The organism is Shewanella oncorhynchi (genome assembly GCF_012584455.1).
GTDB lineage: Bacteria > Pseudomonadota > Gammaproteobacteria > Enterobacterales > Shewanellaceae > Shewanella > Shewanella oncorhynchi.
In genome coordinates, this window is sequence record NZ_JABAEB010000004.1 from 107,533 (window position 1) to 131,810 (window position 24,278).

Consider the following 24,278-nt stretch of genomic DNA (forward strand, 5'->3'; position numbering starts at 1 on the left):
TTGAAACACTCTCAACCGAGATTAACTAATCTCTTTGAGCAAACGTCCTGCTTCATCCTGCTGGCGCTCGTTACCGTCAATTTGCACTTCTTTGAGCAGGGCTTTCGCACTGTCGCTGTCGTCAATTTCGATATAAGCACGCGCTAAATCCAGCTTAGCGTTGACTGAGTTTTCTTCATCATCAACGTCGATCATCGCGGCATCACCGATTAAGGCACCGACATCACTCATCTCAACGTCAACTTCCGAATACAAATCGGTATCTGCGCCCTCTTCATCGGCATCATTCAGCAACTTGTCGATGTCGATAAAACCGTTTTCATTTTGAAAACTGGTTAAATCATGGTCAGGAACAAACTTTTTCTGCGCTTTTCGTGACTCCTGGGCATCGAGTGCAGCCAAGGCTTCATCGACGGTAAGATTATGATCATCGACCAGAGAGAAACTGTCTTCCGACGTCAACACATCTTCATCGTCATAATCTGTATTGGCTGTAAAAGCGGCGAGCACATTATCGTCACTTAAGTCTAGCCCTTGCTCAAGGTCCAAATCATCCGCGTCTTCTTTGATATCAAGTTTAAAATCTTCACTAAAATCAATATCGTTACGCGTAGCCTTAATGGGCTTCTCTTGAGAAGCATAATCCAGCGCTGTGGCATCTTTTTTAGGCTCAACATCATTAGCCGTTACATCTGCTTGCGTTGCCGCAGGCTTAGCCTTAGGCGCAAAATCTAGCTCTGAGTCCCAATCGAGCACATGGGGATCTTTGCTCTTATTGGCTTTTAAATCATTAAAGAAAGAAGATTCTTTTTCTTTAACACTGGCCGCGGCTGCAGCTGCGGCCAAAGTGACTGCGGCCGTCGCTAATACATCAGCGTCGTTATCGTCACTCAATTCCTCGACTAATGTAAAAGTATCATCGGTGCCATCGATAGAGTGAGCCGCACCAATGCCTTTAAGTAAATTATCTTCGTCAACTGAATTGTCTTCTGAATCGAGCTGCGCCGTTTCCATATCGAAGTCGAATTCATCTTCATCGGCATCCAATTGCTCCGGCACATCAAACTCAGCTAAGAGTGCATCTAAATCATCATCACCTGACGCTTCACCTTTTATGTCTTCCGGTAACGAAGCTTCTAATTCTGCGGCGATTTCTGCACTGATATCATCATCTTCTGCATCGACTTTGAGTTCAGGCTCAGCATCAAAACTCGCCAGTAGCGAATCAATATCATCGGATTCTTCTACGCCTAATTCATTAAGCTCATCGTCTAACTCAGCGGCAATTTCAGCACGAATATCGGGCTCGACTTCAGGTTCAGCCGCTGGCGTCGGTTTATCAAAATCCGCTAACAGAGCATCAATATCGTCGGTATCTTCCACACCCAGCTCATCAAGCTCAGCGTCTAACTCTGCGGCAATTTCAGCGCCGAGGTCGGGTTCAACTTCAGGTTCTGCTGGTTTATCGAAATCGGCTAACAGGGCATCAATGTCGTCGGTATCTTCTACGCCCAGTTCATTAAGCTCAGCGTCTAGCTCTGCGGCAATTTCAGCGCCGAGATCAGGTTCAACTTCAGGTTCTGCAGGTTTATCGAAATCGGCTAACAGGGCATCGATGTCATCGGTGTCTTCTACGCCCAGTTCATTAAGCTCCGCATCTAGTTCAGCAGCAATTTCAGCGCCAAGATCAGGCTCGACTTCAGGTTCAGCGGCTGGCGTTGGTTTATCGAAATCAGCCAATAAGGCATCGATATCATCAACGTCTTCTCCGCTAAGTTCATCATCTAGCTCATCACCGAGTTCTGCGGCTATGGCAGCACTGAGATCTTCATCATCAGACGCAACAACTTCTGGCGCTTGTGCAGTCTCAATATCTTCAGCAGGAACGCTAAACTCGGCAAGTAATGCATCAAGATCATCGTCATCCGCGATGGCTTCGTCGGCAGGTTTAGTGTCTGCGACTTCAACATCATTCAGCTTAGAAGTAATATCATTACTGTCATCTTCTTGAGCTAAATCGCTCGCAAAGTTACGCTCTAATTCACTTAAATCCTCTTCGGCTTCGGGGCTGTCTTCAGAAGTGCTGTCGTCAGAACCTAGGCCCGCTAATAGTGCATCAAGATCAGCTTCCTCAAGAATATTGCCAGATTTAGGTTTCTCCTCAACAATATCCTCTTCCTGATCGCCCATGGCTTCGGCCCACAGGTCATCAAGAGACTGTCCTTCGTCTTCAACCTCAGGTTCGGCAGAGATCCCCGGATCGACAAACATTTCAGAAGCCATATCCATCTGATCGTGGGAGTCAGTCAAATCTTGCTCAGGTTGTAAATCGACACTGCCCATATCAAGAAGACTATCGATGGAGTCCGCATGGTCAGAATCTAAATGTACCGCCATATCGTCTAAATCGTCATCATCCATATCCATGATGGCGGTACCCGCAATCCTAGCGGCACCGGCGGCCATAACCGCTTCTTGTGTCTGCATTTCACGACGTTCTTTATTGCGTTTACGGCGCAGGAACCAGAATACAGCAAGCAGTAAGAACAAGGCAGGGATCACAGCCGCGGCAATCAATAACACAGGACTATTAAGGATATTGCGCCACAAGTCATCGGGCTCAATAGGTGCCTCTGCCTCTACTTCAGCTTCAACAGCTGTCGTCTCTGGCACTTGCGCAGCTTCAACTTCGGCTTTCAAGGCTTGGTTTTGTAGTTTACTGGCTTGAAGTGTTTCTTCCAGCACCGCAATCCGTTGATTTAATTCTTCAACTTTAACTTTTAGCGCTTCAACATCTGAAGTGCGCACTGACAGTTGATCTTGCGTGCGGGCTAATTCATCGGTTAATGACAGATTTTTGCTTTCTGCCGCTTCTAACCGCGCCGTCACATCTGAACTCAGCATCTTGGGCTTTTCTGGAACAGGTGTTTCAGCAACCGCTTTAGGTGGTGTCACTTTCGTTTCAACAATCACCGCAGGAGCCGTGACTGGCGCTTTAGCTGTCGTCACCTTAGCTGGCGGTTTAGATGTTGCTTTCGCCGGAGCCCGAGATTGTCTATCACTTTGCTCTGCTCTGGCTATCGCCATACGATTGGGGATCGACAGCATGACTTCTTTAGACGGAATGAGCAGGATCATACCGCGTTCTAAACTATTATAACTGGCAGAGTTAAACGCATGAGGGTTAGCATCGTATAAGGCGGCCATCACCTGATAGACGCTAACACTGGCATCAGGACGGACTTTTTGCGCTATGCTCCAAAAAGTGTCTTTCGATGTTGTTGGACCATATTGATGGTTAACTTGACGGATCTGTCCGTCTGGCCCCATGATTTTTAAGGGTTTTAATCTTGGTGTATCTGCAGCAACGGCGGGATCAATAAAATAAGCGGTAGAAGAAACAGCTAAAACAGTGGCCATTAGACCCACAAGATACGAAGTGCGAAATTTCATCAATCCTTCCCTTTGAAGCGCTATAAAGTTATCTCACTGATAACAGGCTTTAGGCAATTGTATTTATTGAGATTACTATAAACCAGAAATCCCCGCCCTGCTACTGTTCACAATTGTAAAACAAAAAAAGCCTGCTGACAGCAGGCTTTTCAATGGGCATCAAATGCAATCTAATGCTTAGTAATAATCTCTCACTAAGATCTCGGCAATTTGCACACTGTTCAAGGCTGCGCCTTTACGAATATTGTCTGACACGACCCACAAGTTAATCCCGTGGGAATGAGAAATATCCTTACGAATGCGACCCACATAAACCGGATCGGTTCCTGCGGCATCTGTCACTGCTGTTGGATAATCCTCATCGGATTCAAACAATACCACTCCTTCGGCATTACGCAGTAAAGCTTTAACGTCTTCGGCATCAACAGGCTGACGAGTTTCGATATTAATGGCTTCTGAGTGACCATAAAACACAGGCACACGTACGGCAGTCGCATTCACTAAAATCTCATCGTCACCGAAAATCTTCTGGGTTTCCCAGACCATTTTCATTTCTTCTTTGGTATAGCCGTTATCCATAAATTTATCGATTTGTGGCAATACGTTAAAAGCAATTTGTTTTGGATAGACTTCAGCGTCAGCAGGTAAACCTTGCAATAATTTAGTGCACTGATGCGCTAATTCTTCAATGGCTTTTTTACCTGTGCCCGATACTGACTGGTACGTTGCCACATTAATGCGGCTGATACCATAGGCATCATAAATAGGCTTAAGTGCCACCAGCATTTGAATGGTTGAGCAATTTGGGTTAGCAATGATATTGCGATTGCGGAAATCAGCGATAGCATGCGGATTCACTTCAGGTACAACCAAAGGAATATCGATGTCGTATCTAAAGTGAGAGGTGTTATCAATCACAACACAGCCTGCTTCAGCGGCAATCGGTGCCCATTTGGCGGAAACATCACCACCTGCAGAGAAGAAACCAATTTGAGCTTGGGTCCAATCGAAGGTTTCTACGTCGAGAATGGTAATTTGTTTGCCATGAAAGCTGACCGTTTCACCGGCGCTGCGGCTACTGGCTAAAGGGTACAAATTGGCAACCGGGAAATTACGCTCTTCGAGGATCTCTATCATAGTTTGACCCACTGCGCCCGATGCACCTAAAACGACAACATTAAATTCCTGTGACATAGCTACTGACCGACTCCTGAAAAACCTAAATTGGACAACCAATCTACCTCAGATTGACCGTCATAAGCCAGCGCCAATGCACTAAATTCGCGTCTATGTTGGTGATTTTTTCTAATAGTGTCGAAGCCATTCTCATTTAAGAATGTATTTCTGAACATCTTGTCATCATCGCGCAAATCATAGACAAAACGCGCAAGCTGTAATAACGCTTTTTCATTCGGCGCGGTCGCAAGTTCGACCTCCTTAATGTTAAAGCTTGGCAAGAGATCCAGCAGACTTTTATCGGCAGTAATATTAAGTAACTGACACAGCTTTTGATAGAGCATAAAAGTGCCGCGCGCCTTACCTTCTAAGCTGTAACCTGCAATATGCGGCGTGGCAAATTCAGCCAGTGGTACGAGTTCAGGCATCGGTGTTGGCTCGCCTTCCCACACATCGAGTACAAGTTTGAGATCATCACGCTGGCGTTTAACTCTGACAAGTGCTTTGTTATCTATCACATCGCCACGACAGCAATTAACTAACCATGTATTGGGTTTGAGCGCCTTTAAGCGCACCTCATCGAACAAATGTTTGGTTTTATGCTCGCCCGTGCGCGTGATGGGCACATGCAAACTGATGATATCGGCCTGCGCCATGATGGTTTCTAAGCTCACAAAACTGCGCGGATCGCCCTGTTTCTCTTTGATGGGATCATTAAGCAACACGCTAATACCGTAGGCTTGCAAACATTTTGCTGTTGCAGTACCGGTATTGCCCGCGCCCACTATGCCGACGACCTTGCCCTTAAGCGGCGAATCAAACCGCTGTGCTAGCTCCAGCATAGCGATAAAAGCAAATTCCCCAACCGCAGTCGCATTGCAACCTGGCGCATTAGAGAAGGGGATATTACGCTCGGCAAGGTAGGCTAAATCCACATGATCTGTGCCTATAGTGGCACTGCCGACAAACTTCAGTTGATGATTGTCCGAGAGCAACTCGGCATTCACTTTGGTGACTGAGCGCACTAATAACACATCGGCATCGCGCACTTGCGCTGCGGTTAACGTGCGGCCATTAACAGGAATAATTTCCCCGAGATCGCCAAATAGCGGTTCAACATAGGGCATATTTTCATCGACTAAAATCTTCATGGGCACCTGATCTAAAAAAGTGGGAATGGAAGGCATCAAGATGCTCGGTATTCTAACAAGACTAATGGGATAAATCCTTGTCGATGCAACAGGTTTACAAAAAACGCCCATAAAAAAGGGAAGCCTAAGCTTCCCTTCTATCGCGTTTGATAAACAAACTTATTTGAATTTACGCATCACTAGCGTGGCGTTTGTACCACCAAAACCAAAGCTGTTACTCATGACTGTAGTCAGCTCAGCATCACGATACTCACGCACGATAGGCATATCTTTCGCCGCTTCGTCCAGATTTTCGATATTGATGCTTGGGGCAATAAAGCTGTTTTCCATCATGATTAAGCTGTAAATCGCTTCATGTACGCCTGCGGCGCCTAATGCATGACCTGTCATAGACTTAGTCGATGCAATCGGTGGGCACTTGTCTTTGAAAACTTCACGTAGCGCTTCTAATTCACGCACGTCGCCCACTGGCGTTGAAGTGCCGTGAGTATTGATGTAATCGATTGGGGTATCGACATCCATCATCGCCATTTGCATACAACGCACAGCGCCTTCACCCGATGGCGCCACCATGTCATAACCGTCTGAAGACGCACCATAACCAATCACTTCAGCGTAAATTTTTGCGCCGCGAGCCAGAGCATGCTCTAACTCTTCAACCACTAAAATACCGCCGCCGCCAGAAATCACAAAACCATCACGGTCTGCATCATAGGTACGAGAGGCTTTTTCGGGTGTGGCATTGTACTTGGTTGACAGTGCGCCCATAGCATCGAAGCCCATGGTCAGTGTCCAATCCACTTCTTCAGCACCACCGGCAAACACCATGTCTTGCTTACCCATTTGGATAAGTTCAACGGCGTGACCAATACAGTGGGCGCTGGTTGCACAGGCTGAACTGATAGAATAATTCATGCCTTTAATTTTAAATGGCGTGGCTAAACAAGCGCTGGCCGTGCTCGACATGATGCGAGGCACAATATACGGACCTACGCGTTTAACGCCTTTTTCACGCAATGTATCGGCAGATTGTACTTGGTTAGACGATGATGCGCCGCCTGTACCCACAATCAGACCTACGCGCGGATCTGAATACTGTTCTTCAGTTAAATTGGCATCGGCAACCGCTTCTTGCATAGCAATGTAAGCATAAGCTGCCGCATCACCCATAAAACGCAATGCCTTACGATCGATATGCTCAGCAGGGTTTAACTTGATGTCACCCCATACATGGCTACGTAATTGCATCTCTTCAAACTGAGCTGAATGCGTAATACCACTGCGGCCCGCTTTCAGTGACTCGGTCACTTCTTGCTTGTTATTACCGATACTTGAAACAACACCCATTCCGGTGATCACGACTCTTTTCATTTTATTGCTATCCATTGTGTACATGTCAGTACCTACTTTTCGCTGAGCCAATAGTATCTGTTTTGACTCAATTAAGTGGTCAGCTTTCCATAAAGGCGAGTAAAATAATGCCAATTATGAGACCGAGAGTAAATTTCTTTGACTGCAGAGCCCAATAAACCTTGCCAAATTAAGCGCGATTACCCGCAATTAATCAACCTTTATCCCGCAACAGCTCACACTGATGCACACTATCTCAGCAAGTTGAGCATTTATCAGCAGCGGGTATTTGAGGCTCATTCACAGCAAAAACTCTTAGTATTAGGGCAAATAGGTTTAGGCAACGGGCTTGAACTCTTATCTTGGTGGCGCACTCAGACAAATCCTAACCAACGATTACTCCTTAACGTATTCGAACCCAATCCGATTAATGCGTACGAACTTAAATTACTTTGGGATCAATCCGCCGGTTTAACCAAAGTGCCTGAACTTGAGCCACTTGCCCAACGCTTACTTCATACAGAGCCGACGGCTATTATAGGTTGCCAGAGATTAATTTTTGATGACGGTCGTACCACAATCGACCTGCACTTTGGTGATATTCAATCCCAGCTCAGTTCGCTCATCCATTCTCCGCTTCACCCCGTTCAGCACTGGCTAGTATTGCCCCATCTACAAAATGGGTTAAATCAGCAGATCCATTGGCAGATGGCAAAACTCAGTGATGATGGCGCCACTGTTGCAACTATTGGATTAAACGAGTCTAGCGGATTAAGCGAAACACCTGTGAGCCGTTTCCAAGCCTGTGGCTTTGAGGTGAGGGATTTTACCTGCGCTGAAATACAGACAAACCCTCAGCCTGATGCCATTTTGTTACACGAGCGCCACGTCTTACGCCAGCAAGACGCTAAAGCCTATGCCTTTAATCCTATGGCTGCAATCTTACCCTCGGTGCCGCCCAGCTCGATTGCCATCATAGGCGGCGGGTTAGCCTCGGCGCATTTGGTGCTGTCTTTGGCGGAACGCGGCCAAAGTACGCAGCTCTTTTGTAAAGATGCCAAGCTTGGCCAAGGCGCCTCGGGCAATCGCCAAGGGGCGATTTATCCGCTGCTGACACCGGAAAATGATGAATTAAGCCGCTTCTTCCAGCAAGCATTTTTATTTAGCCGCCGTCGAGTACAAGCGCTGACATCTGCCCCCGCCCCAAATCAAACGCCGATTTCCCATGATTTTTGCGGGGTATTGCAAACTGCCCACGATGAACGCAGCCAATTACGACTCGATAAAATTATTCAAAGCCAGAACTGGCCAAGTGAAATTGCCTATCGAGTCGATGCGAAACTGGCCAATTCTCTTGCGAACATTAATATCGACAAATCAGGCTTTTTCTATCCGCTGGCTGGCTGGGTTTGTCCCTACGAATATGCCGAAGCCGCACTACAAAAAGCGCAGCAGCTTTCTGAGGTCAAACTCCATTTGGAGACTGAGATCCTTGAAATTGAGTATCAAAGTGAAGGTTGGTATTTAATCACCGCGAAGCATCGCTTTGGCCCCTTTGCACAACTTGTGCTCGCCAATGGCGCAGCGCTCACGCAATTTGATGCCAGCAACAAATTACAAATTAGCCCTTTTCGCGGCCAAGTCAGCCATGTACCCGCTCAATTTCAATTGAGTCAACTCGCGACAGTGCTGTGCGCAAACGGTTATTTGACCCCGAGTCACGAAGGACTCCACTGCCTTGGCGCGAGTTACGTTAAAGAACCTAAGCATTTAGATTTTTGCCCGCTGGAGCAGCAAGAAAACCTCGCCAAAATGCACGAGAGTTATCCTAATCAGTCTTGGCTTGAAGATATCGACATGAGTGGCAACAATGCCCGTGTTGGCGTGCGTATGGTCACGCGGGATCATTTCCCTATGATGGGCTGCGCGCCCGATGTGCCAAAAATTATTAAAGATTATGCGCAACATCAGCTCACGAAAGAAAGTCATCACTACTGGCAAACAACGCCAGCGCCGGTGCACGAAGGGCTGTATATTCTTGGCGGGTTAGGCTCACGGGGACTCAGTTCTGGGCCACTGGCCGCCGAATGTCTCGCGGCGCAGCTTTGCGGCGAGCCAATTCCTCTCGATAAAGCGACTCTGTGTAAACTCAACCCTAATCGTATGTGGCTGCGAAAGTTACTCAAGGGCAAAGCGCTCTAGGCAATCAATCGCTAGAAAAATAACGTTTTTGAGCGCTATAAAAAAGGGATTAAGCCATGACTTAATCCCTTTTTTAAAATGTTATTTTTAAACCACTTAAGCGGCTGTGATGACTATTGCGTTGTCAATGCTGCTAGGTTCAAGGCTGCTAGACCCGACACTACTGGATTCAACATGTCGAGGTTTTCGCGGCGCTCTGGGCACTTTCACCCGAGTACGATTGTTGTTATCACGACTCTGACGGATGAGTGCATCGCCGCTTAAGTTCGAAGGTAGACCAGATGCTAGGCTCGATGTCAGGCTTGCAGCCTCACGGTGGGATTTAGCCAATCTGTCGTATAACAGCACATTGACCGAAGCCGCAAGATTCATACAACCGACCGTAGGCACATACACTACGGCATCAGCCTTATCGATAATCTCTTGCCCAATGGTGCCATCTTCAGGACCAAACACATAAAAGGCTTTCGCGGGATGGACAAAATCCGGCAGCGGCGTTGCGCCAACCACCAAATCGACACAGATAAGCTGAGTGTCCGCCGGAATCGCGGCTAACAATGAAGTGACGCCCGTGAGCGGAATGCGCTCTCCAGCATCTTTAGTATCAACATGGTATTGCACTGCGCCCGAACGCGCGGCTAACTCGTAGCGCCTGCCGGTATAAAAGACGCCATCGACGCCATAGCAACCCGATGCGCGCATAATGCCACCGACGTTAACGGGCGTTTTAGGATTCACTAAACCGATAAATACCGCGCTGGCATCGAGCGTTTGCTCACAGGCTAATTCAGCACTCGGCATTTCTACACTCGTTACTTCGGTATTAGTCACGTGCTCGTTGTCAGTCATCGGCTGGGAGCTAGGCAACATCCAATTCGCCTATAATCTTTGCCTGCAGCTGTGCCCATGCCTGTTCAACCAAGGCATAATCGGCATCGTTTAATTCTTGGCGCGCGAGTGCTAGACAGTCGGTCATTTTTAGCATTAAAGCATCAAGATCCGTTTCACCCTGTGCTTCCAATTGCGACAACACTACGGCCACATGGCCCTGTAAGTAGCCACAGGCAAACAAAGCATCGTCATCACCATGACTAACAACGCTGGCGATCCACTGTTCTAATGCGTCTTCGTAATGCTCTAACATGGGTCTAACTCTCCATTAATACTGGATTGGCCGACACATCTGCTACGACCAATAAATCTGGATTGGCCACCTGATACATGACGTAATCATGGTAACCCGTCGTCACTTTATAATAGCCGCCAAGCTCGCTATCTAATTTAGGGTCGCCACTATCCACAATTAGTGGTCGTCCATCAAGTGCTTTTAGCTTAGTTTTTGTGGCAAGGATAATAATATTGTCTTTTCCGATGCGCCGAATGAGCTCGGGCGACAACTGTTGATTGCCACGCCCTAAGATATGGCCTTGGCCACCAATTAAGGTAATCACCAACTTAGTCGGCTTATCTTGGGTCAGTTCGAGTAATTCATTCGCGGTTAAGTCACTGCCGACTAAACATTTATTTTGAATAAGATCAACACCGAGCAGGGTATTATCCAGAGCTAACTCTTCCATCACAAAGGCAACCGTACTGCCAGAGCCCATGATGTACAATTCATCTTCCATTTGATTGATCACATCGGCGGCGATATCGGCCAGCACGAGTTCATCGACTTCCTTGCCACCCATCTTCACCGCTTGCACATAACGCGGCTCGGCGGGCACTAAGAGCTCACCAAATCGTTTAGCGCGCACTGTGCCTTGGCGAAAAGCCACTTCGTCGATATCCATCACATCGGCGGACATCAAACTGACAAGTTCGCCATCGAGCAACATCTTGACCACCATGCCAGACGCATGGGGCGTAATACCGTAAACGCCGGAATGAATTTTCACCCCAGCAGGCACGCCGAGTACGGGGAGTTTGTCGTCGATAGTGGCTTGTTCAAATACGGAGTAAACATCGCGGGCCGTGCCATCACCACCGGCAAAAAGCAGTAAATCCAGCGGTTCATCCAGCAGCGCACGCACAACGGCCTGCGTATCCAGCGCCTGAGTTTTATCCGGAGTTTGATACACCACTCGCGTGGTAAAACCGAGTGTTTTAGCGGTGTCTTCACCCATGATGCCTGAAGCGGTAATGACTTCAATGTCATCACTATAATCACGGATAACCTCGAGGGCCTGCATCATACGCAAGGCGGCTTTGGGTTCAGCGCCTAATGCAAGTGCTTCTTGCGCAACGCCATCACTGCCCTTAAGACCAACACTGCCACCTAAGCCAGCTAATGGATTGATAACTAACCCTAAACGAAACCGAATCACCCTTTACCTCACTTAACGCAATATTTTGATTTTTTTTATATTTTTATCTTAATGGATATGACTAGGCCGCATGAGCTGCAACACTCGGTTTATCCTTAGGGATAAAGAATACCGCCAGCATAGCGGCAAAGGCGCATACTGCGGCAAATACCCAAGACCAAACAGCCCCGCTACCATCGCCCCAAATAAAGCCACAAATCCAAGTACCGAGCGCGCCGCCAACCCCAAAACTTAAACTGGCGTATAGGGCTTGACCTTGGCTTCTGTGACTCGCATCGAAATGTTTATGCACAAATTGAATCGATGCGGCGTGGGTTAAACCAAAGGTAAAGGCATGTAATAATTGGCTAAAACCAAGCCACAACACACTATCTACCCCGAAGGCAACCAATAACCAACGTAGGCAAGTCATGCCGATACTGACAATCAATAAGGTATTCACACCATAGCGACCCAGTAAACGCGGCGCGAACATAAACATCACGATTTCGGCCATAGCGCCAAGGGCGACAAATATGCCCGCCGAGGATTCGGAGTAACCCGCTTGCTTTAAATATAAAACGAAGAAGCCGTAGAAAGGTCCCGCGCTCATTTGCAGCAACATGGCCGAGACTAAGAACCAAATAATCGCCCGATTCCATTGCAATGGCGGCCGCACTTGGCTGGTGTCGCGCACTAAACGATTTGCTGGTAATGGCAACGCACTGGCTAACATGCCGATAAATAATGACAAACCGATATAAGGCAACACCTCAGTGCCCCACTGACCAATGGCAAAGCCCGCACCGACAACAAGACAAATATAACCGACACTACCCCAACTGCGAATTTGACCGTAGCGGCTGGCATTCTCGCCTAAGGTTTCTAAGGTGATCACTTCAAGCTGGGCGAGGATCGCATTCCAAAAGAAAGTATAGAGGGCCAAACTCAGCGCCATATACACAAAACCACCATGGTAGAAGAAACTCAAATACGCCAGCGCGGCGGCTCCCGCGCCCATTTTGATCAGCTCGGCGCGCATCCCAGTACGGTCAGCCACTTTAGCCCACACATTCGGCGCAACAATGCGCGTCGCCATCAGGATGGCGAGTAAAAAGCCAATTTCTTGAGGATTAAAACCGCGATTTTCGAAGAAGACCCCAAGATAAGGGACCATAGTGCCGAGAATAGAAAAGAAGAAAAAATAGCAGGCACAAAGCCAGCGCAATTGCCGGCTTGTGCTAGAAGAAGTTGACATTAACGCATTCCATTTATCTCATGCTACTCATTGTATCGTTATCGCATACCAGCTATTTCATGCGCCTATCTCATACCCCTATCTCATTCGCCTATCGCATACCAAGCACGGGCGTGTGACTACGCACATCCTGATTTTGCGCTCTGTGTCTTAATAAGTGATCCATCAACACAATGGCAAGCATAGCTTCGGCAATCGGTACCGCGCGGATCCCAACACAGGGATCGTGACGACCTTTAGTGACAACTTCGGCCATTTCACCCTGCGCCGTCATACTTTGACCCGGCACACTGATGCTTGATGTGGGTTTTAACGCAATATGGGCAATAATCGGCTGACCCGACGAAATCCCACCGAGCACACCGCCCGCATGGTTAGATTCAAAGCCTTGCGGCGACATTAAGTCACGCCCTTCGGAGCCCTTTTGCGTCACGACACCAAAACCATCACCAATCTCAACACCTTTGACGGCATTAATACCCATCAGCGCGTGGGCGATATCGGCATCGAGTCTATCAAATACTGGCTCACCTAAACCCACTGGCACACCTGTCGCGATAACGGAGATTTTCGCGCCAATCGAGTCACCGGATTTTTTCAGCTCACGCATGTATTCATCGAGCGCTTCCAGCTTGCTAGCATCGGGGAAGAAAAAGGCATTTTGCTCGATTTGGTCAAGATCAATGGTCTGCGCACAAATAGGACCCAGCTGCGACATATAGCCGTAGATCTCGATACCGTGAACTTGCTTTAAATACTTTTTAGCCACAGCACCCGCCGCAACCCGCATCGCAGTTTCACGGGCTGATGAGCGGCCACCACCGCGGTAGTCACGCATACCGTACTTTTGCTGGTAGGTATAATCGGCGTGCCCAGGGCGAAATAAATCTTTGATATTAGAGTAATCTTGACTGCGTTGATCGGTATTTTCAATCAAGAGTCCAATCGAGGTGCCCGTGGTTTTACCTTCGAAGACGCCGGATAAAATCCGCACTTCATCGGGCTCACGGCGTGCCGTGGTATATCGGGATGTCCCAGGACGACGGCGGTCAAGATCGTGCTGCATATCGGCTTCGGTTAATTCAAGCCCAGGAGGGCAACCATCAATAATGCAACCCAGTGCAACACCGTGACTCTCACCAAACGTCGTCACTACAAAATTTTGACCAATACTGTTTCCAGACATCCGCTTTGTACACCTTAGGTTATTTGTTCATCGCTCCGTGTCCAGCGACCACTGGACAATTTATTTTCCCGCTGCAAGCCTAACTGGCAGCGGGAAAAGTCTCAACCTAATTTGCTATCTTAGGCTATTGTGCGTCGCGATAAATGCCGAACACTGACTGATTTTCGACCAGTTGATCGCGGGTCAATACAAATACGCCATCGCCGCCATTTTCAAAGTTAATCCAAGTGAATGGCACTTCTGGGAACTGCTCAATCAAATGCACCATAGAATTACCGACTTCGACTACGAGTAAACCCGTTGGCGTGAGGTATTGCGCGGCATTGGCGAGTATACGCTTGGTTAAATCTAAACCGTCGCGACCTGAGGCTAAACCAATGGCTGGCTCATGGTGATATTCATCAGGCATGTCGCCAATGTCTTCAGCATCCACATAAGGTGGGTTTGAGACAATCAAATCATACTGAGGCCCTTCTGGGATGGCCGAAAACAGATCCGATTGCATCGGGAAAACTCTGTCCATCACACCTAAGGTTTCGATATTGATTTGCGCCACATCTAAGGCATCATCGCTGATATCCAGCGCATCGACTTCGGCGTCTTCAAATTCATAGGCACAGGCAATCGCGATACAAGCGCTGCCAGTACATAAATCTAAAATACGTGTGACTGGCTTGTTATATAACCAGGGGCTAAAACGGTTAGCAATCATTTCGGCAATCGGTGAACGTGGCACTAACACGCGCTCATCGACGTAAAATTCAAGCCCAGCAAAACGCGCTTTGTTGGTCAAGTAAGGCACAGGTAAGCGTTCTCTCACCCGACGAATGATCAACTCGACAATTTTATGCTTTTCACTGCTGGTCAAGTTACTTAAAATCACTTGCTGACCGATTTCTTCGGGTAAGTGTAAGGCATGGAAAACTAAGGCGATGGCTTCATCCCACGCATTATCAGTACCATGACCATAATACACATTGGCATCGTTAAAACGGCTCACGGCCCAACGTAACATATCGCCAATAGTACGTAATTCTGTCACAGCTTCATCTACAAAGATCTTATCCAAAACGTGCTCCCGCTAGTTTGTTCGCAAACATTGTAACTGAACTCTATTCAGAAACCATAGGATTCAATAGAATACCCGCCATGAATAAAGACGACGACAAAGAAGGCTTGGCGATGTTCTCAAAGCTTATTGATGGAATTAAACCCATCACCCAAAATAAGCGACACTTTCGCATGCCCTTAAAAACCAAACAGGAAATAGAACTGAAAGAGCAGCAACTGCATGCTAACAGTTATTTCTCAGATACTTATCAGCCACTACTGCCTGTACAAGGGCCGATGCGTTGGTTAGAAGAAGGTGTTGACAGTTTAGAACTCAAACGCCTCAGACGTGGCGATTACCAGCCAGATTTACTGCTGGATTTACACGGCTATCGCCAATCGGAAGCCAAACTTGAGTTAGCGGCACTGATCCAAGCCTGCGTTAAACAGCAAAGCCTGTGCTGCTGCATTATGCATGGCTACGGCAGTGGCATATTGAAACAACAAGTTCCCATGTGGTTAGTGCAGCATCCTATGGTGAAGGCTTTCCATCAGGCCCCTAAAGAATGGGGCGGCGATGCGGCGTTATTAGTGCTGATTGATATTGGTGAGCAACCGCATAGACGTTAGCTCGCTATCGGCTTAGGCTTTAACATTTACTATTTAGCTGAAAACAAACGGCCCATTTAATGTGGGCCGTTTGTTTTGTAAATAGAGATATTAACCTAGATTAGCTAATACTATGGGGGGCGTGCTGCCACACAATCGACGCTTGCTCGGCATGTTTATCAATGAGCGTAATGCCTGACGTCGCGAATAATGGCGGCTCAACGCCAGCCACTAACTCACTGACTAAGTAGCCCAGTAACGGCATGTGAGCAATCACGAGTACTTTATCCGCTTTGTATAACTCAGCATAAGCCACAACCAAGGCGGCTACATTGGCGGGATCGCCAGAAGGCACAAGATCATCGGCGACTAGCCACTTACGCGGCTCAGGAAAATGCTGACTCAGTTCCTGCCACGTTTGCTGTGCTCGTAAGTAAGGACTAACTAAAACAAGATCGAAATCAGCCACACTGCGAGCTAGCCAGTTGCTCATCAACACAGTATGGTGCCTTCCAACATCGGTCAGTGTTCTGTCTCTATCAGACTGAGCATTAAATCCGGCGTCACCATGTCTCATCAAAAATAGCTGCATACTTCTCTCGCGACTCAAACTTGTTTTTGTTTTATCCCAATTGTAGCCCTAAAATCCGTTTCAACAAACCTCACAAGACTTAATCTTTAGTCGATAAACACAAGAGATATTTGCTAAAAACCATTAAGACTATCAATATATAACAAGCTATCGTTACCGGAGTGTCTCTTTGCAAGCCTCTCAGTCCATATATAAAAGTCCAAATGATCACCGCCAGTATCGTTATCTTGTATTAGATAATGCGCTCAGGGTGTTATTGGTTGAAGATCAAGATGCCAGCCAAGCTGCCGCATCTATGGCTGTAGGCGTGGGTCATTTTGATGATCCCGCAGATAGACCCGGCATGGCGCACTTTTTAGAGCATATGCTCTTTCTCGGTACTGAGAAATTCCCAGACTCAGGCGAGTATCACGCCTTTATTAATCAGCATGGCGGCAGCAATAACGCTTGGACAGGCACAGAGCACACTAACTTCTTTTTCACCATCAATGAAGAAGTGTTTGCCGACTCCTTAGACAGATTCAGCCAATTTTTTATCGCCCCAAAATTTGATTTAGATTTAGTCGATAGAGAACGCCAAGCTATTGAATCTGAATTTAGTTTAAAACTAAAAGATGATATCCGTCGAACCTATCAAGTACTCAAAGAGACAGTCAACCCACTGCATCCATTTTCGAAATTTTCCGTGGGTAACTTAGTCACCTTAGGCGGAGAACAAGCACAGGTGCGTAGTGAATTACTCGATTTCTATCAAAGCCATTACAGCGCCAACTTAATGACCTTGTGCTTAGTCGCTCCGCTTTCCCTTGATAAATTACAAGATTTAGCCTGTCACTATTTTAGTGGGATCCGAAACTTGAACTTAGTGAAAAACTATCCTCAAGTACCACTATTTTCAGAAAAAGAACTGTTGAGGCAAATCGATATTGTGCCGCTTAAGGAGCAAAAACGCTTAAGCATCAGTTTTAATTTCCCAGGAATTGATCACTACTACAAACGTAAGCCTTTGACTTATATCAGCCATATTTTAGGCAATGAGAGTCATGGCAGTCTGTTGTCGTATCTAAAAGAACAAGGATTAGTGAACAACTTGTCTGCGGGCGGCGGTGTAAATGGCTATAACTTCAAGGATTACAGTATCGGTTTACAGTTAACCGATAAAGGGCTAGGCAATCTCGATGAAATTATCAGCTGCTGTTTTGAGTATATTGAACTTATCAAAACCCAAGGCTTAGATGAATGGCGTTATTTGGAGCGTGCAAACCTGCTCAAAATGGCGTTTCGTTATCAAGAGCAAGTTAAATCACTCGATTTAGCCAGCCATCTCAGTATCAATATGCATCACTATGAAGTCGAAGACTTGGTCTTTGGCGATTATCGGATGGATGGGCTGGATATCCCTGAAACCATTGAGCTACTTGAGCTCATGGTGCCACAGAATATGCGCCTGCAGCTTATCGCCCAATCGGTTAAAACGGATCGTAAAGCTAACTGGTATCACACGCCGTACAAAGTCCGCCCAATTGCGCCACAGTCCCTAGCTCGTTGGCAAGTGAACAATATTCGCCCTGAATTACAGCTACCGGCTGCAAATCCTTTTATTGTCGCCGACTCGATTGCCCGTCCGGATAAGAGCGATGTTGACGTGCCAGTGATCGTTGCTGAATCAACTGGATACCGCATTTGGCATAAGAAAGATGATGAGTTTAATGTGCCAAAAGGTCACATGTATTTATCGCTGGATTCAGAGCAGGCAAGTAAAACGCCAAGGCATGCCGCCCTCACCCGCTTATATGTTGAAATGCTACTCGATTATCTCACCGAGCCAACCTATCAGGCCGAAGTTGCTGGATTAAGCTATAACATTTATCCGCATCAAGGCGGAATTACACTGCATTTATCGGGCTTTACCGGCAATCAAGAAACGTTATTAGCGCTATTAATCCATAAAGCCAGAGAGCGCAATTTTACCGAAGAGCGCTTTGCCCTCATAAAATCTCAGCTTCTGCGCAGTTGGCAGAATCAAACACAGGCTAAACCGATTTCACAATTATTTACGAGCCTGACTGTTACACTGCAAAAAAGCAGTTATGAACCAGCACGCATGGCTCAAATGTTGGAAGATATTAGCCTAGAAGATTTACATAACCATGTACGCGCCTTCTACGAAAAGATCTATCTTGAAGGGTTAGTCTACGGGGATTGGCTAGTCTCTGAAGCACAAGCTCTTGGCAAACGTTTAGAGCACATTTTATCTTTAGTTTCGACGCCGAGCGCCGAGTCCACCAGAGAATTAGTGAATTTAACAGGCCAAGGCACGTTACTGAGAGAACTCGCGATAGATCATCAAGATAGCGCAATTATTGTGTATTACCAATCTGCCGTGGCAACACCCGAAAAAATGGCGCTATTTAGCTTACTGAATCACACTATGTCGTCCACCTTCTTCCATGAGCTGCGTACTGAAAAACAGTTGGGCTATATGGTAGGCACAGGTTACCTGCCGCTCAATCGTCATCCTGGACTTATTTTCTATATTCAGTCACCCACAACTGGGCCACTGCATTTATTAGAGGCCATCGACGAGTTTATTGCCGACTTTAATTATGCAGTGATGCAAATCACCAACGAAGAATGGGAAAGCACAAAGGTAGGTCTGATTAATCAAATCATGGAGCACGACGCGAACCTCAAAACTCGCAGTCAACGTTATTGGGTCAGTGTCGGCAATAGAGATTATCAATTTAACCAAAGAGAACTCGTCGTAGACGAAATAACTAAGCTCACCCGCACTGATTTACTCAAATTCATGATGCGTAAAATGCGTACTAAGCACAGCGATCGCTTAGTGTTATTTAGCACAGGTGAACAACACAGAACCCAAGCAGCGCTGATGTCAGACAAAATGATCACGGATCTTAAAGTTTTTAAGCAAACGGCAGAAAAGTTTAATTTCTAAACAAAAAACACTTTTGCTCACACATTTGTGAGCAAAGTTAGGTAAACAAACAGAACCGCTACAAATCAGTCCAACTATAGTCGTATCTTTCAGTGTTGGGCGTAATCCTGATGTAAAACATGGCTAGCCCATGTTCTACCACTTCAGCACCGAACAATTTTACTGCATCTACATGCTGTTAAAAGGATTTTCTGCAGACTCCACTTTGACAAACCGCTCACTTTCTGGAAAAGTGATGTAACACAATTGTTTCATGGCATCCTCGGATAATAAGAACAAACACTATGCCTAAAGCACTCTTTAAAATCGTCTTGCTCGCTTTTTTTAGCTTGCATGCATTCGAAGACGTAAACGCATCTCCCTTTTCTGATAAATCTCCTATTATTCTCCAATCACAATCTTTTGGTGTCCCAGAAGGACTTTCCCAAAGCACTGTTACGTCTATCGTTCAAGACAATGATGGTTATATATGGATAGGAACATTTAATGGATTAAATCGATTTGATGGGAAAAACTTTAAGCATTTTTATGCTAATGATACCAGAACAGGCCTTCCCAGCTCTTTTATTAGAAGTTTACTTATTGATGATAAAGGCATTTTATATGTTGGAACCGATAGTGGCTTAGTCGTATATGATAAACTTCAAGAATCCTTTTCTCATTATGGACTGTCGGTAAAAAGCTCTCCTGTTTGGAGCCTCAACTCAAGTGATAAGAGTTTAATTGTTGGAACTAACAAAGCAATTATAGATATAAATAACAAAGAAAAAACATACGAACTTTCAAATAAAGGCCTAAGTGAAATCAAAAAAACGATAAAAGTAGGCGACGATTATTACATAAGAGATTATGCAGGTACGTTATTTAAGCTCACCCAGAATGAATTAAAAGAGATAGCTAAAAAAACAATTGATTTCGAGCAAGAAGATCACTCAACACTACTCATATCATTAAGTGATGGACTATATAAGTATAAGGACAATAAAATAGTAAAAATTGATCCGCGAGTATTTTCTCAACTCACGAAACACAAAAACACTATTTATGGTATCACTAATAAAAATATAGTTAATATTTCTAAAAATAGCATTGTAGGACTTCTAGCCACAGATAGCACAGATAGCACAGATAAAACATCTTCATTTTTTGCAACCGAAGATATGTTTATACTAGGAAGTATTGATCAAGGCATCACTATTGTAAAAAAAGTAAATAATTTAGTGCAGAAAACCAACTTAACCACCGATAGCACATGGCATCTTACAAAAAACACTAAAGGCTTTCTGGTTTCATCTGACTCTGAAAAAATAAATCTTTTTGATGAAAATTTAAACCTAATCAAAAGTTTCAGCACTCATACTCAAGGATACAAATACGCAGTTCTAAGTGATGATGGACTTTATTTTGGTACTAATGCAGGGTTATTTTTACAGAAAGATGATTCATCCAGGTTGATTAGCAAAAATATAATATCATCACTCTCTATTAATGAAAATAGTTTAACAATTGCTGCTGGCACACCTGATGGGAAAGTTTTAATCATCAAAAATGGTGAAATTACTAACAGCATTGATACAAAAAAGAATGAGCCAATTTTTGACGTAGAGTTAACATCTGACAACCTAATATATATAGCCGGACAAGATGGACTGAAAAAATATGAAAATGGGTTATTAGAAAACTTAAACAATGAAATAACTTACAGCATCGAAAAAAGTGATAATGGCATTTACTTCGGAACATCAACGTCACTGATGCTTTATAATGATACCAGTAAAAAAATTTCGAGAATACTTTCTAACAATAAAGAGATCTACGCCATTGTAGATAATGATGGTTTTATAACAGCCTCATCACTAAGTGAAGTCATTATTTTTGAAAAAAACAGTAAAGTATCTTATACCTTAAAAACATCAAATGGGAGTCAATATGAGTACAATGCTCCCAATGGTATTAATATAAACGGTAACACTCTACTTGCGGGGATCAGTGGAATTAGTCTAGTATCACCTAAAGATGTTGTAAGCTATGTAAAGAAAAGCAAGGTAAATAAAACAGAAATATCAGATTTCTTAGTATTTAATATAGTTCAAAATCAAGAAAGTAACTATCTAATACAATCAATCGCAGCATCTAATAAAATATCATTGAAATACTCTGACTATCCATTTTCGTTCAATTTTATATCTCCCATGTCAGACGACTCATCAACTAACTACTACTATAGGATGTTTGGCCTTTCTGATATATGGATACCTGCAAATGGAACAAACTCAGCAACATATACAAACTTATCTCCAGGAAATTATACTTTTCAAGTTTATGCGGTTAACTCACTTTCCGGTGAAAAAGCAGCAACAAAAGAGCTTGCTGTCATTATAACACCTCCTTGGTGGTCATCATTTCAAGCAAAATCTATTTATGCTGCAATTGTATTATGTATCTCATATCTAGTAATAAAAACGGTGCTACGTCGTAGAGAAACACAAAGACAGATTGTACTCAGCGAAGAAAGATTAAAACTTTCCCTTTGGGGAAGTGGTGATGAAATGTGGGACTGGGATATAGAAACTGGCAACATTTTTCGCTCCAATATTTGGGGAGCACTTGAATTTCCCCGTGATGGACATCGTTCAGGAAAATCGGATGAAGAGAGTAATATACATCCTATGGATCAGGAACGTGTTCGTGAAGCGCTTAATAAGCATTTTTATGGTGAAACAGATCATTTTGAAGCCGCATATAGGGTAAAAGGCAAAGACGACAATTGGGTATGGATTTTAGACCGCGCCAAGATTGTAGAGCGGGATGACAAAGATAATGCCCTGCGAATGACTGGAACGATTAAAAATATTAGTCAATTTAAACAAAAAGAAGAGCAGCTGAAACTCTTTGAAAAAGCGATTGAAAATATTTCAGAAGGCATGTTTATCCTCGACAATGAATACCGTTTTGTCGAAGTCAACGAAGCTTGCTGCAAAATTTCATTACGTAACCGAAATGACTTTATTGGCAACTTACTCACATTTGATTTATATCCAGAAACCTTCTCCACCCAAATCAGAACCATGTTAAAACAGCAAGGTCGCTGGGCAAATGAAGTCGAAGCCGCCAGAGGAGATAACAGTCACTTCCATATGGAGCTCACTATCGATGCTATCTATGATGAGTTAGGCGAATTATCACACTATGTTGGTGTTTTTTCTGATATATCAAGACGTAAGCAGCAAGAAGAAGAGCTTAGAAAATTAACTAATAACGATCTCTTAACTGGACTGCCAAATCGCTCCAACTTACAAGTGACCTTAAGTAACCTAGTGAATCGAGAAATAGCTCATGCGCTTATGGTACTTGATCTTGATAATTTTAAACGTATTAATGACTCCTTAGGCCATCAAATTGGAGATGCATTATTAAAGCTCGTTGCTACCCGCATTAAGTCCTTACTTCCTAAAAATACCAGTATTTATCGTCTAGGCGGAGATGAATTCGCCATTGTATTAGACAAGGGTTCAGATATAAGCGCCAGCGCTGCGATTGCTAACCGTATTATTGAGGGATTAAAACCTGCATTTGACGTTAGCAATGAACAGCTAGTCCTAGGATTAAGTATTGGCATAGTGCTATTCCCAGAAGATGAGCAAAGCGAGCAAGCATTACTGAGAAAGGCTGACATTGCTATGTACCATGCTAAGTCAGCAGGAGGTAATTGCTACCAGTTTTATTCTGAGTCTTTAAACCAACATGCAATTAGGCAATTAGAAGTAGAAAATCTTATCCGTGAAGGCTTAAAAGATGATCTATTTGAAGTTTATTATCAACCTAAGGTTGATCTTAAAAGCGGTAAAATTGCAGGTATGGAGGCTTTAGTCAGATTAAATCATCCAGTACATGGCTTGATACCCCCAAATGATTTTATTCCGCTTGCTGAAGAAAACGGCTTAATTGTTGAAATTGGTGAAATAGTCTTACGCAAAGCCTGTTTCGCTGCACAGAAATGGCGTGAACAAGGCATATTCAGCGGCAGAGTCGCCGTCAATTTATCGTCACGTCAATTTGCACTGCCCGATATTCAACAGCGAATAGAGTCAATATTAAGACTCACTAAACTACCTGCATGTCATCTTGAATTAGAAATAACTGAAGGTACCGTCATTAAACAGCCGGAAACGGCTATTATTGTCATGCAGCAACTGGCTAAAATGGGCGTTAGTTTAGCACTCGATGATTTCGGCACTGGATACTCGTCCCTTTCATACTTAAAACGTTTCCCGATTCATACTTTAAAAATTGATAAAGCTTTTGTTGACGATATTGATAAGTCTGATCGCGATCTCAAAATGGTCGATTCTATTATCACTATCGCCCATAACATGGGGCTTTCTGTTGTAGGAGAAGGGGTAGAACAAGCTGCACAATTGAACATTTTACGGGCACTCAACTGTGAAGAAATTCAAGGCTATATTTTTAGTAAGGCCATAAAGGAGACCGAATTTACCTTGCTACTCCAAGAAGACATGATAAAGCTAAACACAAAAAGCAACATTACATAATCAATTTACTCTCAACTTGATTGCGACTTACAACATTGGCACAACAAGTGCAATAGCACTATCAGTGTCAATAATAAATCAATATCAACTACCCTGAGAGAGAATTAGAATGATGAAAGGAATCCTTGCCGCCGTTACTTTATTATCTTCAATTAGTTTTGCAGTAAATACTTATGCACTTGAAGATAGCACTAAATTAGAACCAGCAGCTAAGTCAATTACTTCAGAAGAACCTGCAGTTAAACTTGCTCCAGTAGAAGTAACTGGGCATCCATATGTGAAGTTTAAACCTTTTGAAATCGCTGGGCATCCTTATGTGAAGTTCAAACCTTTTGAAATCGCTGGGCATCCTTACGTGAAGTTCAAACCTTTTGAAATCGCTGGGCATCCTTACGTGAAGTTCAAACCTTTTGAAATCGCTGGGCATCCTTAC

16 protein-coding genes are annotated in these 24,278 nt (G+C 44.7%); 5 read left to right on the plus strand and 11 right to left on the minus strand.

Going from position 1 to position 24,278, the window contains the following annotated elements; genetic code table 11:
* Positions 1-21 precede the first annotated feature (21 nt).
* From HGO26_RS07235 to fabB, 4 genes are all read right to left on the minus strand, one after another.
* On the minus strand, positions 22-3,453 hold the full coding sequence (locus HGO26_RS07235) for a FimV/HubP family polar landmark protein (protein WP_168824234.1): 3,432 nt from the start codon (positions 3,451-3,453) through the stop codon (positions 22-24).
* A 177-nt stretch (positions 3,454-3,630) separates the two neighbouring features.
* A complete protein-coding gene (locus HGO26_RS07240) occupies positions 3,631-4,647 on the minus strand; it encodes an aspartate-semialdehyde dehydrogenase (RefSeq protein ID WP_028761035.1) in 1,017 nt (338 codons plus the stop codon).
* A 2-nt stretch (positions 4,648-4,649) separates the two neighbouring features.
* The gene (locus HGO26_RS07245) at positions 4,650-5,780 is read right to left on the minus strand and encodes a 4-phosphoerythronate dehydrogenase (protein ID WP_168824236.1); all 1,131 of its coding nucleotides are present in this window, start codon (positions 5,778-5,780) and stop codon (positions 4,650-4,652) included.
* A gap of 159 nt (positions 5,781-5,939) precedes the next feature.
* Positions 5,940-7,151, minus strand: coding sequence for a beta-ketoacyl-ACP synthase I (fabB, locus tag HGO26_RS07250; RefSeq protein ID WP_168824238.1), 1,212 nt, complete (start codon positions 7,149-7,151; stop codon positions 5,940-5,942).
* 138 nt (positions 7,152-7,289) lie between these two features.
* Between fabB and mnmC1 the strand changes: the two genes are divergently transcribed.
* Positions 7,290-9,332 carry an FAD-dependent 5-carboxymethylaminomethyl-2-thiouridine(34) oxidoreductase MnmC1 gene (mnmC1, locus tag HGO26_RS07255; protein ID WP_168824240.1) on the plus strand — a complete coding sequence of 681 codons (2,043 nt, stop codon included), beginning with the start codon at positions 7,290-7,292 and terminating at the stop codon, positions 9,330-9,332.
* 96 nt (positions 9,333-9,428) lie between these two features.
* Here the strand turns inward: mnmC1 and HGO26_RS07260 are convergent, their stop codons facing one another.
* From HGO26_RS07260 to prmB, 6 genes are all read right to left on the minus strand, one after another.
* Positions 9,429-10,202: an RNA methyltransferase gene (locus HGO26_RS07260; protein ID WP_168824242.1), complete on the minus strand. Its 774-nt coding sequence runs from the start codon at positions 10,200-10,202 to the stop codon at positions 9,429-9,431.
* The gene (locus HGO26_RS07265; protein WP_011788898.1) at positions 10,192-10,476 is read right to left on the minus strand and encodes a YfcL family protein; all 285 of its coding nucleotides are present in this window, start codon (positions 10,474-10,476) and stop codon (positions 10,192-10,194) included. Before HGO26_RS07265 ends, HGO26_RS07260 begins: the two co-directional genes overlap by 11 nt.
* 4 nt (positions 10,477-10,480) lie before the next feature.
* The gene (locus tag HGO26_RS07270) at positions 10,481-11,659 is read right to left on the minus strand and encodes an NAD(+)/NADH kinase (protein WP_168824244.1); all 1,179 of its coding nucleotides are present in this window, start codon (positions 11,657-11,659) and stop codon (positions 10,481-10,483) included.
* A gap of 61 nt (positions 11,660-11,720) precedes the next feature.
* Positions 11,721-12,896, minus strand: a complete 1,176-nt coding sequence (locus HGO26_RS07275; RefSeq protein WP_168824246.1) for an MFS transporter — start codon at positions 12,894-12,896, stop codon at positions 11,721-11,723.
* Positions 12,897-12,987: 91 nt separating this feature from the next.
* Positions 12,988-14,082, minus strand: coding sequence for a chorismate synthase (gene aroC / locus HGO26_RS07280; protein ID WP_028761043.1), 1,095 nt, complete (start codon positions 14,080-14,082; stop codon positions 12,988-12,990).
* Between the two features lie 124 nt (positions 14,083-14,206).
* A complete protein-coding gene (gene prmB / locus HGO26_RS07285; RefSeq protein WP_168824248.1) occupies positions 14,207-15,151 on the minus strand; it encodes a 50S ribosomal protein L3 N(5)-glutamine methyltransferase in 945 nt (314 codons plus the stop codon).
* A gap of 80 nt (positions 15,152-15,231) precedes the next feature.
* On the opposite strand from prmB, the gene smrB reads away from it, so the two are divergent.
* Positions 15,232-15,762, plus strand: coding sequence for an endonuclease SmrB (gene smrB, locus HGO26_RS07290; protein WP_028761044.1), 531 nt, complete (start codon positions 15,232-15,234; stop codon positions 15,760-15,762).
* 100 nt (positions 15,763-15,862) lie between these two features.
* Here the strand turns inward: smrB and sixA are convergent, their stop codons facing one another.
* A complete protein-coding gene (gene sixA / locus HGO26_RS07295; RefSeq protein ID WP_028761045.1) occupies positions 15,863-16,333 on the minus strand; it encodes a phosphohistidine phosphatase SixA in 471 nt (156 codons plus the stop codon).
* Between the two features lie 169 nt (positions 16,334-16,502).
* Between sixA and HGO26_RS07300 the strand changes: the two genes are divergently transcribed.
* The 3 genes from HGO26_RS07300 to HGO26_RS07310 all read left to right on the plus strand — a co-directional run.
* The gene (locus HGO26_RS07300; protein ID WP_168824250.1) at positions 16,503-19,292 is read left to right on the plus strand and encodes an insulinase family protein; all 2,790 of its coding nucleotides are present in this window, start codon (positions 16,503-16,505) and stop codon (positions 19,290-19,292) included.
* A 284-nt stretch (positions 19,293-19,576) separates the two neighbouring features.
* The gene (locus HGO26_RS07305) at positions 19,577-23,845 is read left to right on the plus strand and encodes an EAL domain-containing protein (RefSeq protein WP_168824252.1); all 4,269 of its coding nucleotides are present in this window, start codon (positions 19,577-19,579) and stop codon (positions 23,843-23,845) included.
* A 109-nt stretch (positions 23,846-23,954) separates the two neighbouring features.
* The coding region (locus tag HGO26_RS07310) for a hypothetical protein (RefSeq protein ID WP_247651504.1) at positions 23,955-24,278 on the plus strand (324 nt) is incomplete at its 3' end.